Genomic DNA, 15,366 nt, shown 5'->3' on the forward strand with positions numbered 1-15,366 from the left:
TAAAGTCAATGTATAAAGAGTGTAGTAATAATATTTTAAAATTAATATTTGCAAAATGAATAAAAGAATGTATAATGATAGACAAATAGCGCAAACGTTTTCATAGATTGAGATATTGTTTGCGCTTCTATTAAACCATTAAATGCAAACGTTTTCAATTAGTAAGGTACATATACAATTCAGGGAGGTTTTTGGGATGAAGAAAGCATTATCATTATTAACGGTTTCAGCATTATCAATTGGTATGTTATCTGCATGTGGACCGAAAGATTCAGGGAAAAAAGAAGAAAGTAAGGCAAAGAAAGATTACGATCTTCTCGTTTGGGAAGATGATAAAAAAGGTGTTGGTTTAGAACCAGCAGTGAAAAGCTTTGAGGAAAAATATAAAGTAAAAGTAAAAGTTGTGGAAATGCAAATGACCGATCAAGTGAAGAAATTACGCCTTGATGGACCAGCGGGGACGGGACCAGATGTTGTAACATTGCCACATGATCAAATCGGAAACGCAGTAACAGAAGGTTTACTTTCTGAAGTGAAAGCTGATGATGCTGTAAAGAGTAAATTTACTGATTCATCAATAGAAGCACAGACATATAACGGAAAATTATATGGCTTACCAAAAGCAATTGAGACACCAGTCTTTATTTATAATAAAAAATTGATGCCAAAAGCGCCAGAAACGATGGACGAACTGTTTAATTTCTCAAAAGAATTTACGAAAGATGGCAAGTACGGATTTTTAGCATTAGGAGATAACTTCTACTTTGCTAATGCATTCATGGCAGGTATGGGTGGTTATGTGTTTGGCGAAAAAGATGGAAAGCCAAATGCAAGTGATGTTGGGTTAAATAATAGCGGAGCAGTACAAGGTGCTGAATATCTTCAAAAATGGTATAAAGAAAAGTTATTCCCGAAAGGTATTATCGGTGAATCTGGTGGACCTGCTGCTGATGGACTGTTTAACGAAGGAAAAGCAGCATCTATCATGAATGGCCCATGGGCGTTCCAAGCAATGGAAAAGAACGGAATTGATTATGGCGTTGCTCCAATGCCAAAATTACCGAATGGTCAACCAATGAAAACATTTGTTGGAGTTAAAGGATGGCATGTGACAAGTTTCTCTAAACAAAATGATTTAGCTACAAAGTTCACTGAATGGGTAACGAATGAAGAGAACGCAAAAATTCGATTTGAGAAAACAAAAGAAATTCCTCCAGTAAAAGCAGTAATGGAAGATCCAATTATTAAAGATAACGAAGCTGCAAAAGCAGTTGCAACACAATCTGAAAATGGAATTCCAATGCCGAACATTCCAGAAATGCAAGAAGTATGGAAACCTGCTGGAGATGCGCTTCAATTAGTTGTTACGGATAAAGAGGCACCAAAAGCAGCACTTGATAATGCAGTGAAGCAAATTAAAGGTAATATTGAGGCAAATCATAGTAAGAAAAAATAAGGTGAAATTCGTGCCTCTCATATGAGGGGTACGAATTCTCTCCCAGAAAAAAGGGGGAAGGAACATGCAAACATCTATGGAACCAGCAAACGCTTTAAACGGTTCAAAGTATAGGAAAATGGCAACCATGTTATCTATCATTCCAGGCGTGGGCCAAATGTATAATAAGCAATTTGTAAAAGGTCTTATTTTTCTTGTATTAACAGGTTCATTTATTGTAGCTTTTGCTGATTTATTAAATATGGGATTATGGGGAATTGTAACGCTTGGTACAGAAGTTCCACGTGATCATTCTGTCTTTCTATTAGTAGAAGGAATCTTGGCACTCATTGTCATCGTATTTGGGCTCGGAATATATGCATTTAATTTATATGATGCATACCAAAACGGAAAGAAACGTGATATAGGAACACCATTAAACTCTGTAAAAGAGCAATACCGTAATTTACTAGATCAAGGTTTTCCATATTTAATGGTTTCACCAGGTTTTCTATTACTTATCTTTGTAGTTGTATTTCCAATCATCTTCGTAATTTTAATTGGATTTACGAACTATGATTTATATCATTCTCCTCCAGCTAAATTAGTAGATTGGGTAGGATTTAAAAACTTTATTGATATCTTTACATTACCGATGTGGAGAGAGACATTTTTAAGCGTATTTTCTTGGACTGTCATTTGGACATTTGTTGCAACGACATTACAAGTTGCACTTGGTATTTTTTTAGCGATTATCGTAAATCAGCCTGGTATTAAAGGGAAGGCAATTATTCGAACAATCTTCATTTTACCATGGGCAGTTCCAGCATTCGTATCTATTCTTGTTTTCTCTGGTATGTTTAATGAAACATTTGGAGCAATTAACAATCAAGTATTGGCTTTATTCGGAATCGAAAAGATTGCTTGGATGACAGATCCATTTTGGGCGAAGATTGCTTTAATTATGATTCAAACGTGGCTTGGATTCCCATTCGTTTTTGCGATGACGACAGGTATACTGCAATCGATCCCAGGGGAATTATATGAAGCAGCTACAGTAGATGGAGCTACAGCTTGGCAACAGTTTCGTAAAATTACATTGCCACTTGTTCTATATGCAACAGCACCAATATTAATTACGCAATATACGTTTAACTTTAATAACTTTAGTATCATCTATCTATTTAACGGCGGAGGTCCTGCTGTAGCTGGACAAGACGCAGGGGGAACAGATATTTTAATTTCATGGATTTATAAGTTAACGATGACTTCGGCTCAGTACGGAAAAGCAGCAGCTCTTACAATGATCTTATCGTTAATCGTTATTACAGTTGCGTTATGGCAATTTAAGAAAACAAAATCATTCCAAGAAGAGGATATGATGTAAATGAATATTAAAAGACAAAAGATGTTACGTCTCTCATTAAGTTATCTCGTTATTTTCGTAATGTGTGCCATCATTTTCTATCCATTATTATGGATTATTGGCTCATCGTTTAATCCGGGTGATAGTTTATCTGGGTCAAGTATTATTCCACAAAACGCAACATTAGATCATTATCGTAAGTTATTAGATTTAGAGAATAGTAATTATTTACTATGGTATAAAAACACATTAAAGGTAAGTGTTTTAACGATGATTTTCTCAGTGTTGGCGATTAGTTTTACTGCTTATGCATTTTCGAGATATCGTTTTGTTGGAAGAAAAAATGGTTTATTAACATTTTTAATTCTGCAAATGATTCCAAACTTTGCAGCGTTAATCGCTCTATACGTATTAGCGCAGTTAACAGGATTAATTGATACGCACCTTGCATTAATTTTAATTTATGTGGGCGGGGCAATCCCAATGAATACATGGCTTATGAAAGGGTATTTTGATACGATTCCGAAAGAATTGGATGAGTCAGCTCGTATGGATGGAGCAGGACATTTCCGTATTTTTTGGCAAATTATTATGCCACTTGCAAAGCCGATCGTAGCAGTTGTAGCGTTATTCACTTTCATCGGTCCATTTACAGATTTCATTTTAGCAAGTATTATTTTGCGCACACCAGAAAATTATACGTTAGCAGTTGGGTTATATGAAATGGTAGCGAAGAAATTTGGTAATGAATTTACAACGTTTGCAGCGGGTTCGGTATTGATTGCAATCCCAATTTCAATTTTATTCCTATCACTACAAAAATACTTTATCTCTGGTTTAACTGCTGGAGGTACGAAAGGATGAAAAATGGGACATTACGTCCCATTTTTCTTTTCATCTCCCTATAAAAAATTTTATAGGGAGATGAAAAGAGATTTGACATCACATATGAAAAGAAGTGAAATAAATAGTATATTATAGTATAGGAAAAAAGAGCTATATCCCTTACAATACATGGAGAGGGAGAATATGATAGGTTTTGCAAGATAGAATCAATAAAAGTTTATGACTTCTCCTATTACTTGCAACGGGTGCAAGATTAAAAATATATATAAAATGGCAGAGAAGTGAAAGGAGGGGGATTTTTATGACAGTTACAATTAAAGATGTGGCGAAGAAGGCGAATGTAGCACCATCTACCGTTTCTCGTGTAATTGCTGATAATCCAAGTATAAGTGAAAAAACAAAGCGTCGTGTGCGGAAAGTAATGAGTGAACTAGGGTATCATCCCAATTTAAACGCAAGAAACCTAGCTAATCAAACAACAAAAACACTTGGTCTTGTTATGCCAAGTTCTGCAAGTAAAGCTTTTCAAAATCCGTTTTTCCCAGAAGTTATAAGAGGGATTAGTTCATTTGCACATGTGGAAGGGTATGCGCTCTATATGTCGACAGGTGAAACGGAAGATGAAATTTTTAATGGTGTTGTAAAGATGGTGCAGGGACGCCAAATTGGTGGCATTATTCTTTTATACTCAAGAGAGAACGACCGGATTATTCAATACTTGCATGAACAAAATTTCCCGTTTGTTTTAATTGGGAAACCATATGATCGAAAAGATGAAATTACATATGTAGATAATGACAATTATACAGCTGCAAGAGAAGTAGCAGAATATTTGATTTCATTAGGGCATAAACAAATCGCGTTCATCGGCGGTGGATCCGATTTACTTGTAACGAGGGATCGTTTGGCTGGTATGAGTGATGCTTTAAAATTAGCAGACATTGTATTACCAAAAGAGTATATTTTACATTTTGATTTTTCAAGAGAAAGTGGTCAACAAGCCGTGGAAGAATTAATGGGGCTGAAGCAACCACCAACAGCAATTATGGCAACGGATGACCTGATTGGACTTGGTGTGCTAAGTGCACTTTCTAAAAAAGGATTTGTTGTACCGAAGGATGTTTCAATTGTAAGCTTTAATAATGCTTTATTATCAGAAATTTCGAGTCCGCCACTTTCAACAGTTGATGTGAATATATATCAGCTAGGATATGAAGCTGCAAAAGCTTTAGTTGATAAAGTAGAGAATGCAGAGTCTACTGCAAAGTGTATCATTATTCCGCATAAATTACTGAAGCGTCAAACTTGTGATCATTATGCATAAAAAAGCTAAGAGTTTAACTCTTAGCTTTTTGTTGTAGAAAGGCTTCTAAACGGTCACAGCCTTCTTTTAACGTTTCGATACTATACGCATAGGATAAGCGGAGGTAGCCTTCACCATATTCAGAGAATGCTGTTCCAGGAACGACGGCAAGTCCAGCTTCTTTGACGAGATCAAGTGCAAAGTCAAAGGATGAAGTTGTTAAATGGCCAACATATGGGAATAAGTAAAATGCACCTGTTGGCTTTTCAACTGTTAAGCCCATTTGAATGAGTCTATTATATACGTAATCGCGGCGTTTTTTGTATTGATGACGCATCATTTTTGGTGCATCTTTAGCAGCTGTTAATGCTTCAATTGCAGCGTACTGAGCGATTGAGGTAGCGCATGTTACGTTGTATTGATGGACTTTTAATATATGTCCTGCTAAATAGCTTGGTGCGAATAATAGACCGATACGCCAGCCAGTCATAGAATGAGATTTTGATAAACCGTTAATGACGATCGTCTTTTCACGCATTTCTGGGAAATGAGCGACAGATGTATGTTTTTGTTCATATACAAGTTCGCTATAAATTTCATCAGAAAGGACGAAAATGTTTTTATCTTTTAAAACATCTACAATATCTTGTAGTTCTTCTTTTGATAAAGTTACACCAGTTGGATTAGAAGGGTACGGCAGTACAACGCATCTTGTTTTTTCTGTAATGGCATTTTCTAGTAATTTAGCTGTTAAACGGAAGCCAGTTTCGCGAACATCGATAAAAATCGGTGTTGCGCCGCATAATCGAATAATTGGCTCGTATCCTGGATAAATAGGGGCAGGTAAAATGACTTCTGTTCCTGGCTCTAAAATCGTTCGAAATGCAGCATCAATTGCTTCACTAGCACCGATTGTAACGATGGTTTCGTTTTCAGGTAAATAATGTAAATCGTAGTTATCTTTTACAAAGTCACAAGCTGCCTTGCGTAATTCTAATAAACCAGCGTTATGTGTATAGCTCGTATAATTTTCTGTAATGGCCCGTTTTGCCGCTTCTTTTACGAGAGAAGGTGTAGGAAAATCAGGTTGTCCAATTGTTAAAGAGATAAGATTATCATAGTTTTGAATCATGTTAGAGAATTGACGGATACCAGAAATCTGGATGTCCTTCACTCTAGGATTAATGAATTGTTCCATTGTATCTCCCTTTCTTCCGTTTGAAAATTAAGTTCATTTTAACATATTTTCTATAATTTCGCTTGCGTATATGTTAGGGAGAAAAGGAGGGATAATAGAAAAAAAAGCCGCTGTCAGCGACTTTTAATATCCGTACTCCCAATCTATTTCATCTTCATTCCAAAGTACAGAGGATACTTTGCCGAGGTGAACAACTGATTCGTTCACAGCACATGTGCAATTTTCATCTCCTGTTTTATGCTGCAACTCTTCATATACTGATTTTTCAACATTCTCTAGAACGACCAAATTTTCTTCTTTTAAAACAAGCGTAGTACCCGCCATATTTATCTTCCTCCTACTAAAATAATGATCACTTATTTGTAAACATAGATAGTATGGATTATATGCTGTATTTTGCTATAGTTGTCCGTCTCATGAAGTATTTTTTATTTTCTTTGTAATCCGTATTCATTGTATACTGCCAGGTAGAAATTTGGTACAGGGTTTACATTCATTTCGAAAATCTGTAACAATTATTATGCGTTGTTAACAAAGAATTAACAAATATGTTAAGAAAAATCAAAATCTTACAACAAATACGTCTGTAAAATGATATAATCATATCAAAATACATATAGGGGATGAGAGGCTATGGAGCTTATCCGTGATTTAATGATCCAAATTGCCATCATAATTTTGCCACTATTTTTATATGAAGCGATTCGTTTAAATCGTTATCAAGAAATGCCTCCGAAGCCGAACCGCTACTTTATTATGTTTTTATCTAGCATTACACTCGTTCTCTCCATGACATACTCTATTTGTTTTGGTGATGTTTGTGGGTATAACTTTCACCCAATCCCGATTGTTAGTGGTTTTCTATATGGTGGGATTGTTGGTTTAATCCCGGCCGTTATTTTTGTTGCATATGAATGGACGCTAAAAGGAATAAACCTTCTTCCAGTCATAGAAGTAATATTTCTATTGATAGTTCCATTATTTTTATCAAAGAAATGGTCGTTATTTTCAAGGGATAAGAAGCTAATTTTGGCATTTATGATTTCATCATTGTACGTACTTGTTTCTTTAGTGATCAGCATGATTAACGTTCTGTTAGAAAAGGGGTTCACACCGTATGTTTCCCACGTATATAGCGGATATATATTTGCTTCGCTTATTATGGTTATGACAATGGTATTTCAGGTGTATTTAACAGAATATTTAAATGAAAATGCAATATTGCGTACGGAGATGCAAAAGTCAGAAAAGCTTAATATTGTAAGTGAGTTAGCAGCAAGTGTTGCACATGAGGTTCGAAACCCGCTCACCGTTGTTCGTGGTTTTATTCAATTGCTAGAAAGTACAGAAGATGTGAAGAATAAGGATTATATGCGTCTCGTATTAGCTGAATTGGACCGGGCAGAACAAATTATTTCAGATTATTTGAATTTAGCAAGGCCACAAATTGAGAAGAAAGAACATATTTGCCTATCAGCTCAATTAATAGAAATGACAACTCTTATGTCATCATTTGCAGCGATGCAAGGGGTATATTTGCAAGTTGAGATTTCAGAAAGTCTTTATACGATCGGTGATAAGACAAAATTGAAGCAAGCTATTATGAATGTTGTTAAAAATGGTATTGAAGCAATACAAGGAAATAAAGGATATTTAAAAGTAACGGCTATGCAAAAAGATGAAACGATTGTAATAAGAGTTAAAGATAGTGGCGTTGGAATGACGAAAGAACAATTAGCAAGGCTAGGACAACCGTATTATTCTTTAAAAGAAAAAGGGACAGGATTAGGGCTTATGGTAACATTTAGTATTTTACAAGCGCATAATGGTACACTGGAATATAAAAGCGAAAGTGGAAAAGGGACTGAAGCGATTATTATATTGCCAGCTGTAAGAAATAAGGAATAAAAGTTACCGATGAAAGGTAACTTTTTATTTTATATAGGAAAAATATATTATTCATTTGTTTTTTCTTGTTTTGTTCGGCTAAATAAACTTCTAAATGATTGGAAAAAACTTTGTTCTTTTGAAGCTGCGACTAATCTTTTTGTTTCTTGAATTTCGCGAATTACTTGCATAAGTTGTGCATCACGATTGCTGTCTTTATTATAAATTTGATTTACGAGTTTATTCATTTTTTCTTCTTGCTTAGATTCGCGTTTATACATATGATTCATTAATAAGTCCATCTTTTCTTTTTGCAGGGCATCTGTTTGAGCGGCATGATCTACTAACTCTTGTAGCATTTTTTCTTGAGAGCCTTCTTTTACATAAACTTGTTGCATCAATTCATCTAGCTTTTCATCTTTTAAACGATTTTGGGTAATAAGGGTAGAATTTTGATGAATAATTGCTTCGTTTAATTGAGCGAGCATTTCAAGTTTTAACATGAACTCCTCGAAGTTACGCCCATCTTCTTTTTCTTTCGGTTGTATTTCTTGCGTATCTTGTATAACTGGTACAGGTGGGGCCTCTTTTTCTTTTAAAATAATTGGTATCGTTTCTGAAATATCTTCTTGCAATGTAGCAGCTCTTTCATGTATAGATTTCAATAGTTTTAAATCATCCAGTTTATAAATACGAGCATCAGCTGTTTTGGAAATCATATAACCGTGTTCCTCTAACAGTTGACTATATTTGCGAACTATATGTTTTGGGATGCCTGTTTTATTCGTGACATCTTTCGTTTTATAGGTAGCTTCCATAATATTTCCTCCCCAAAAAGTATCGTATATATCATTTCAATCTTTTATGAGGACTTCCTTTGAAAAAGAATGTCGGAAGGTTATTAGTTTTCTACAGCATTAGTGAAAAGGTGAAGAAAAATGAGAGTTTTTGGCGGAATGGCGAAGAAGAGCTAAAATAATGTCTGAAAACATATACAGGAGAAGTTTGTTATAATAACTGAGGAAAAGAAACTGGTAGAATCATGGAGGTATACATGAAGCAATTAAAAGGTATTATTATTTCAATTATTGCAATTCTTTCTATTGTAGTAGCGGTGTATGAAGTACTTGTTCCAGAGGAAACAAGTAACAAAAAAACAAATGCGTATGATCAAGTTCTAGAATTTCCGAAAGAGCGATATCCAGAGACAGGAAAACATATTACGGATGCGATAAAAGAAGGGCATTCAGAAGTTTGTACAATCGACCGTGGTGGCGCTGCGGATAGAAGAAAATTATCGTTAGCTCCATATCCATCAAAAAAAGGATATGATCGTGATGAATGGCCAATGGCGATGTGTAAAGAGGGCGGAAAAGGAGCACATATTGAATATATAAGTCCAGCAGATAACCGCGGAGCAGGCTCTTGGGTAGGAAATAAGTTAGATAAATACCCAGATGGTACGCGTGTGAAGTTTGACGTGAAGTAGTAGTTGCATATTTCATAATGAAGGAGAAGGGAACTATGGAGTTAACAATTTCGTATTCGCAATTAATGTTGATGAACTATGACGGGGATCAGCCTTACGTTGACTGGACGAATGAAGATTTTGAAAGAGGTTATGCGAAGGCGGATGGAACTGTTATTTTTGAAGCACTTTCTGATTATACTTGTGAAGTAAAAGTGACCTGTGGGAAACATATTGAGAAAGAAGAAGTGATTAGAACGGTTACAGTTCCGTTTACAGTTGAAAATGAATGTATCGTTGTAACAAGTATTCTTTCAAATAAATTTCAAATCCCTATTCCAAATGGTGAGTATACGGTTGTATTACAAGCAACGCCTCTTGAAGAACCAACGGATGATGAATTATATAAAATACAATATGAATTCTTTTTTGAAAGTAAAGAATAAAAAATGGGTTATCCTCAACAAGGATAACCCATTTTTGTTATGCGTTTGTTTTTAGAAGGGAACGAGCATCTTTCGCTGCTTGCACCATGTGTTCTAAAGCCGGAATAACTTCTTCTGTTCTTCTCGTTTTTAACCCACAATCAGGATTAATCCAGAAATATTTAGGATCGCATACTTGTAGAGATTGTTCTACGATCTTATACATTTCATCTTTACTCGGTACACGTGGGCTATGAATATCATATACACCTAGACCGATGCCTTTTTCATATGTTGTATGTTTTAATGTATCAATAAATTCACCGTGACTTCTTGATGTTTCGATAGAAATCACATCTGCGTCTAATGCGCGAATCGCATCAACAATATCTTCGAAGTTACTGTAACACATATGAGTATGAATTTGTGTTTCATTTGCTACAGAAGAAGTTGCTAAAAGGAAGGATTGTACTGCCCATGTAATATAAGCGTCCCAATCTTTTTCTTTTAACGGCATTCCTTCACGAAGTGCTGGCTCATCGACTTGGATCACTCGAATCCCCGAAGATTCAAGTAGTTCAATTTCGTGACGAAGAGCTAATGCAATTTGATACGAAACTTCTTTTCTTGGAATATCATTTCGAACGAAGGACCAATTTAAAATCGTAACAGGTCCAGTTAACATTCCTTTTACAACTTTCTCTGTTAAGCTTTGTGCATAAACAGTTTCCTTAATAGTCATTCCGTTAATAAAGGCTACATCACCATAAATAACAGGCGGTTTTACGCAGCGTGAACCGTATGATTGTACCCAACCGTTTTTAGTGAATGAGAAACCAGCAAGGCGCTCACCAAAATATTCGACCATGTCAGTTCTTTCAAATTCACCATGTACAAGGACATCAAGACCAATTTCTTCTTGGTAACGAATCCATTTTTCTGTCTCTTTTTCAATAAATTGTTCATATTGTTCATTTGAAATAACACCGTTACGCCATTCTTTTCGTGTTTGACGAACTTCAGTTGTTTGCGGGAAGCTACCGATAGTTGTTGTTGGTAACAATGGTAACTCCAAGGCAACTTGTTGCAATTCGTATCGTTTTTCAAATGGAAGAGGACGTGAAAAATCTTCTTCTTTTAATGCTGTTCGTGCTGCTTTAACATCTTCTCGGTTACGTGCAGCAGATGACCGAATTGTATGATGTACATTTCGGTATGTTTCCAGCTCCTTACTAATGCTTTCTGTACCTTGAGTCAGAGCGGAACGAATAAGAACTAACTCTTCTAATTTTTGATTTGCAAATGCTAACGCGTCAAATAGCTCAGTCGATAAGTGAGTTTCTTCTGTTTTATCGATTGGTGTATGCAATAAGCTACAAGAAGGCTGAACGATGAAATCTTTCGTCTGGACTTGTTTTTGTAACGTTGTAAATAACGTAAGAACTTCATCAAGGTCAGCTCTCCAAATATTACGGCCATCTATACAACCAACAGCTAAAGTTTTATCAGCTGGGAATCCATATTTTGAAATAGCATGTAGATTACCTTCTTTACCATGAACGAAATCTAATCCAATACCAGATACAGGGAATGTAATGATTTCTTCATAGTTTTCTTCTACACTATCAAAATATGTTTGTAAAAGAAGAGTTGCATTTGGAACTTCTTTACGAATAGCTTCATAAATTTCTTTTGCTTGTTGAAGTTCTTCTTTCGTTAAAGAAGCGAAAATCGGTTCATCAACTTGAATGACTTGTGCACCAGCTACATGTAGTTCTGAAAGCAATTGTACGTATGGTGCAACTAATTGTTTTAAAATAGTCGCGAATTGTTCTTGTGTATAACCTTTAGCTAATTTTAAGAAAGTATACGGTCCTAAAATAACAGGCTTTCCATCTACTCCTAATTCTTGTTTTGCCTCTTCATATAAGCGAAGTGGACGATTATCTTTTAAAGAGATTTGTAATCCCTCTTCATATTCAGGAACGATATAGTGATAGTTTGTGTTAAACCATTTTGTCATTTCGGAAGCTACGTGATCTTTAGAGCCACGGGCCATTGCGAAATATACATCAAGGTAAGATGTAAACTCAGAAAAACGTGATGGGATAAATCCTAGCATATAAGCAGTATCCAAAACGTGATCATAATATGTAAAGTCGCCAATTGGAATGAGTTCAATCCCTTTTTCTTGCTGTACTTTGACGTGTTGAAGGCGAATCTCTTTCATCTTTGTTAAAAATTGTTCTTCATCAATTTTATTAGACCAAAAAGCTTCCAATGTTTTTTTCCACTCTCGTTGTAGTCCGATGCGTGGATAACCTAAATTACTTGTTTGAATTGCCATTTTAAATTCCTCCCTAATTGAAAGTAAGCATTTCCGTTTACTAGGAAATACCTATAACAAAAAGCACAAAGGCATAGAAAATAAGCCTTCCTTTTTGTTTTAACACCTCATCATCATCCGTGAATCTATCAGTGTTGTTAAAACAGGCAGGTCTCCTGACTTATGCTTCATATAATTTCTTTTACCTTCCCGTTTTCACAGTGGCATAGAAAAGAAATCTCAGCATTTACAGTGGCGGGACCGTGTTGGAGTTTCACCAATCTTCCCTTTTAAACACGAAAAGAAATTTTCGTGTACCTATTTTCCTTTTGAAAGGAAGTTAACAAGCGATATGATATTGAAACAAATTCTAACACAATTTTTGGAATTTTGTCTACTGTTTTAAAATAAGAAAATTTCAAAGTTTTTTATTTTTATTATTCAGATTATTCTTGTTTTTTAGAGTGAAGAAAAGTAAGGAGAATTGAAAGGAAGTGCGATTAAACCTACAAAGAAGTAGATACTTGTACAAAGATAAGATGCTAGTTATGCAATTTAATAATAAATTCAATTTATATCGAAAATAAAACAAGCATAGCTCCGTCCTAAATTAGAACGGGGCTATGCTTGTTTTAAAATTTAACATGAAATAACTTTATCGTTTTTTACAACCTCTTCTTTATAATTTTACCCTTCATCTATATCAATTTTTGAAAGGCGTCCTGCAACTGCATCTATAAGGAGGGTGTTTAACCATTGTAATTCAACTGTAATATGTTCAATAACGCTTTGTAAAATATATAGTTGTGCACGTGGAATTTGTCCTTTGCTACAATCATAAATAGTTTGCATTTTATGTAAATATTGAATGGTATCATTTTTCTTTTTTTCTAAAATGGGAACTAACTCCTCTTCATCACCAAACTGAGCGAAAGAGAGTGCTGAATAAATTGGTTTATATATTTGATTTTTTGCCTCGAATTGTTTTAATAGTAACGTGTGAAATAACTGTTTACCTTCTTCTGTTATATGAAAGATTGTTTTATCTGGTCTATTCGTATCTCGAACAATTGTGGTAATGCTAATTGCACCTTGCTTTTCTAATTGCTCGAAGGCGTAGTAAAGGGAACCTTTTGCATATTTAATATAACAATCCATTTGTCTTTCTTTCATAATGTGTTGCACTTCATATGGATGTTTATCCCCTTCGAGTAGCAAGCCGAGAATGACTAATTTCATGCTCATTCTGTCTCAACTCCTGTATATAGAAACTTTATCCTGATTGGTGAGGGATTATAATCAGTGAGAATGGTTCCTTACTGATCAAAGTTTAACTTTATATATTATAAACGGCATATCCTTTTTCATAAAGGAATATGCCGTTTCTTTTCTATATATTAGCTTACTTGCTTTTGTTTTTGTTTCGTTTTTGGGCCTGTAAATAGGCGTTCATTTCCCATAAGTAAAATACAGATAATACTTAGTACAGCCGGGATTAGTGCCCAGAAGAATGTGCTAGCAATAGATGTAGCGAGAGCCTCTTTAATGCCAGTCAATATTTCAGCTGGTATTTTATCGTTAGTACCTGGTGATAATAAGAAACTTGTGTCTCCACCCTTTGGAGCTAGTTTTGCTAGTTCAGGAGGGAAGAGAGTGTTTAGTTTATCTGTAAAAATGTGATTTTGAATTGTACCAAAAATTGTTACACCAAGTGTCATACCGAGTGAACGGAAGAATGAATTTGTTGATGTAGCAGAACCACGGTCTCTCATTTCTAATTTGTGAATCGAAGACATGCTTAAAACTGAGAACGAGAAACCAACACCAAGTCCAGCGAGAACCATAAATAGTGTTACGAGTAGGCGAGGTGTGTCCATTGTTAAAGTGCTTAGTAAATAAATACCAAGAACGAAGAAAACTCCAGATGCCATCATAATGTTACGATAACTTGTTCGAGAAGCTAACTGTCCACCTGTTTGGCTTCCAATTACAGAGCCAACCATCATAGGTGTTAAAATTAATCCAGCATTTGAGGCCGAACCACCGAGAACACCTTGAACGAAGATTGGGATATAAACTGTACAGATGATAAAAGCGGCACCATAGAAAAAGGCAACACCTTGGCTAGCTGCGAATAAAGGCTTTTTAAATAGATGGAAAGAAATGATAGGCTCGGTTGCTTTTCGTTCTACGAAGAAGAAAATAATAAGCATAATAACAACTGTTGTAAATAAGCCAATAATTACAGTGGAATCCCATGCGTATTCTTTACCACCAAGTTCTAAGGCGAACATTAAGCAAACAATACTAATAACAAGTGTAATAGCGCCAGCCCAATCAATTTTTTGTTTTCTAAATTCTAGAGACTCAATGTAGTATTTCGTAATGAAGAAGAAGGAGATAAGTCCTAATGGAATATTAATATAGAAGACCCAGTGCCAACTTATATAGTCTGTAATATACGCGCCTAATAAAGGGCCGAATACACTAGATGTCCCGAAAACAGCACCGAATAGCCCTGTCATTTTCCCGCGTTTTTCTGGTGGGAATATATCGTACATAATTGTGAAGGCGATAGGCATAAGAGCGCCCCCGCCAATCCCTTGAATTGCTCTATAAATACTTAGTTGCTCAATACTAGATGCTGTTCCGCAAAGTGCAGAACCGAACAAGAAAAGAATAAGACCACCAATATAAAAGCGTTTCCGTCCGTACATATCAGAAAGTTTTCCGAAGATAGGCATGCCGGCCATTGTTGCTACCATATATGCAGACGTGACCCAAACGAACTTGTCAAATCCTCCTAAGTCTCCAACGATAGTTGCCATAGCTGTTGCAACAATTGTATTATCCATTGCCGCCATTAAAATACCAAGTAGTAAACCAGCAACAACAAATTTTGTCTTGTTGGAGTCTTTTTTTGATAATTGAGATTCCAAATATAACCCTCCTTTAAAAATAAGTAAACTATATTAAGTTTTGAGTGCAGCGCATAAAAATGTAAAGTATAGTTCTTTCAAATCAATTTACACAAGTGCACAAGCCATAAAGAATATTATAGTCAAATTTGACTAAAAGGCAAACTTTTTCTTCCGTCAAAATATTCTGTTGT

General features: G+C 35.3%; 13 protein-coding genes and 1 riboswitch. Of the genes, 7 read left to right on the forward strand and 6 right to left on the reverse strand.

The features are described 5' to 3' along the window. The first annotated feature begins 196 nt into the window (after nucleotides 1-196). The 4 genes from ACZ76X_RS12695 to malR all read left to right on the forward strand — a co-directional run bounded on the left by ACZ76X_RS12695 (nucleotide 197) and on the right by malR (nucleotide 4,971). Nucleotides 197-1,456, forward strand: a complete 1,260-nt coding sequence (locus ACZ76X_RS12695; protein WP_000709918.1) for an extracellular solute-binding protein — start codon at nucleotides 197-199, stop codon at nucleotides 1,454-1,456. A 64-nt stretch (nucleotides 1,457-1,520) separates the two neighbouring features. Next, nucleotides 1,521-2,822: a maltosaccharide ABC transporter permease MalC gene (gene malC, locus ACZ76X_RS12700; protein WP_479850623.1), complete on the forward strand. Its 1,302-nt coding sequence runs from the start codon at nucleotides 1,521-1,523 to the stop codon at nucleotides 2,820-2,822. Next, nucleotides 2,823-3,665, forward strand: coding sequence for a maltosaccharide ABC transporter permease MalD (gene malD / locus ACZ76X_RS12705; protein WP_001022608.1), 843 nt, complete (start codon nucleotides 2,823-2,825; stop codon nucleotides 3,663-3,665). It abuts the gene before it with no gap. Between the two features lie 283 nt (nucleotides 3,666-3,948). Next, nucleotides 3,949-4,971, forward strand: coding sequence for a maltose operon transcriptional repressor MalR (gene malR, locus ACZ76X_RS12710; RefSeq protein ID WP_342715595.1), 1,023 nt, complete (start codon nucleotides 3,949-3,951; stop codon nucleotides 4,969-4,971). 13 nt (nucleotides 4,972-4,984) lie between these two features. Here the strand turns inward: malR and ACZ76X_RS12715 are convergent, their stop codons facing one another. Then, a complete protein-coding gene (locus tag ACZ76X_RS12715; RefSeq protein ID WP_479850624.1) occupies nucleotides 4,985-6,148 on the reverse strand; it encodes an aminotransferase A in 1,164 nt (387 codons plus the stop codon). Nucleotides 6,149-6,271: 123 nt separating this feature from the next. Next, nucleotides 6,272-6,472 (reverse strand): hypothetical protein, encoded by a 201-nt coding sequence (locus tag ACZ76X_RS12720; protein ID WP_000929281.1) that lies wholly within the window; start codon nucleotides 6,470-6,472, stop codon nucleotides 6,272-6,274. Nucleotides 6,473-6,781: 309 nt separating this feature from the next. Between ACZ76X_RS12720 and kinB the strand changes: the two genes are divergently transcribed. Further along, the gene (gene kinB, locus ACZ76X_RS12725) at nucleotides 6,782-8,056 is read left to right on the forward strand and encodes a sporulation sensor histidine kinase KinB (RefSeq protein WP_479850625.1); all 1,275 of its coding nucleotides are present in this window, start codon (nucleotides 6,782-6,784) and stop codon (nucleotides 8,054-8,056) included. Between the two features lie 47 nt (nucleotides 8,057-8,103). On the opposite strand, the gene ACZ76X_RS12730 is transcribed toward kinB, so the two are convergent. Then, complete coding sequence (locus ACZ76X_RS12730; RefSeq protein WP_098667466.1) at nucleotides 8,104-8,853, reverse strand: DUF3967 domain-containing protein; 750 nt, start codon at nucleotides 8,851-8,853, stop codon at nucleotides 8,104-8,106. Between the two features lie 236 nt (nucleotides 8,854-9,089). Here ACZ76X_RS12730 and nucA point away from each other — a divergent pair, with 236 nt between their 5' ends. Continuing rightward, the gene (gene nucA, locus ACZ76X_RS12735) at nucleotides 9,090-9,524 is read left to right on the forward strand and encodes a DNA-entry nuclease (protein ID WP_479850626.1); all 435 of its coding nucleotides are present in this window, start codon (nucleotides 9,090-9,092) and stop codon (nucleotides 9,522-9,524) included. 35 nt (nucleotides 9,525-9,559) lie between these two features. Then, nucleotides 9,560-9,949: a competence protein ComJ gene (gene comJ / locus ACZ76X_RS12740; protein ID WP_074606329.1), complete on the forward strand. Its 390-nt coding sequence runs from the start codon at nucleotides 9,560-9,562 to the stop codon at nucleotides 9,947-9,949. Between the two features lie 37 nt (nucleotides 9,950-9,986). On the opposite strand, the gene metE is transcribed toward comJ, so the two are convergent. From metE to ACZ76X_RS12755, 3 genes are all read right to left on the reverse strand, one after another. Next, the gene (gene metE / locus ACZ76X_RS12745; protein ID WP_479850627.1) at nucleotides 9,987-12,275 is read right to left on the reverse strand and encodes a 5-methyltetrahydropteroyltriglutamate--homocysteine S-methyltransferase; all 2,289 of its coding nucleotides are present in this window, start codon (nucleotides 12,273-12,275) and stop codon (nucleotides 9,987-9,989) included. A gap of 128 nt (nucleotides 12,276-12,403) precedes the next feature. Next, nucleotides 12,404-12,591: riboswitch (cobalamin riboswitch) on the reverse strand. Between the two features lie 350 nt (nucleotides 12,592-12,941). Beyond that, the gene (locus ACZ76X_RS12750; RefSeq protein WP_479850628.1) at nucleotides 12,942-13,499 is read right to left on the reverse strand and encodes a PadR family transcriptional regulator; all 558 of its coding nucleotides are present in this window, start codon (nucleotides 13,497-13,499) and stop codon (nucleotides 12,942-12,944) included. A 152-nt stretch (nucleotides 13,500-13,651) separates the two neighbouring features. After that, nucleotides 13,652-15,193 (reverse strand): MDR family MFS transporter, encoded by a 1,542-nt coding sequence (locus tag ACZ76X_RS12755; RefSeq protein ID WP_479850629.1) that lies wholly within the window; start codon nucleotides 15,191-15,193, stop codon nucleotides 13,652-13,654. Nucleotides 15,194-15,366: the final 173 nt, after the last annotated feature.

The sequence above is a fragment of the Bacillus sp. BC05(2025) genome, assembly GCF_056725905.1.

Bases quoted from the DNA above. Each gene is read 5' to 3' on its own strand.
- ACZ76X_RS12695 (WP_000709918.1), top strand. From the start codon at position 197: ATGAAGAAAGCATTATCATTATTAACGGTTTCAGCATTATCAATTGGT.
- malC (WP_479850623.1), top strand. From the start codon at position 1,521: ATGCAAACATCTATGGAACCAGCAAACGCTTTAAACGGTTCAAAGTAT.
- malD (WP_001022608.1), top strand. From the start codon at position 2,823: ATGAATATTAAAAGACAAAAGATGTTACGTCTCTCATTAAGTTATCTC.
- malR (WP_342715595.1), top strand. From the start codon at position 3,949: ATGACAGTTACAATTAAAGATGTGGCGAAGAAGGCGAATGTAGCACCA.
- ACZ76X_RS12715 (WP_479850624.1), bottom strand. From the start codon at position 6,148: ATGGAACAATTCATTAATCCTAGAGTGAAGGACATCCAGATTTCTGGT.
- ACZ76X_RS12720 (WP_000929281.1), bottom strand. From the start codon at position 6,472: ATGGCGGGTACTACGCTTGTTTTAAAAGAAGAAAATTTGGTCGTTCTA.
- kinB (WP_479850625.1), top strand. From the start codon at position 6,782: ATGGAGCTTATCCGTGATTTAATGATCCAAATTGCCATCATAATTTTG.
- ACZ76X_RS12730 (WP_098667466.1), bottom strand. From the start codon at position 8,853: ATGGAAGCTACCTATAAAACGAAAGATGTCACGAATAAAACAGGCATC.
- nucA (WP_479850626.1), top strand. From the start codon at position 9,090: ATGAAGCAATTAAAAGGTATTATTATTTCAATTATTGCAATTCTTTCT.
- comJ (WP_074606329.1), top strand. From the start codon at position 9,560: ATGGAGTTAACAATTTCGTATTCGCAATTAATGTTGATGAACTATGAC.
- metE (WP_479850627.1), bottom strand. From the start codon at position 12,275: ATGGCAATTCAAACAAGTAATTTAGGTTATCCACGCATCGGACTACAA.
- ACZ76X_RS12750 (WP_479850628.1), bottom strand. From the start codon at position 13,499: ATGAGCATGAAATTAGTCATTCTCGGCTTGCTACTCGAAGGGGATAAA.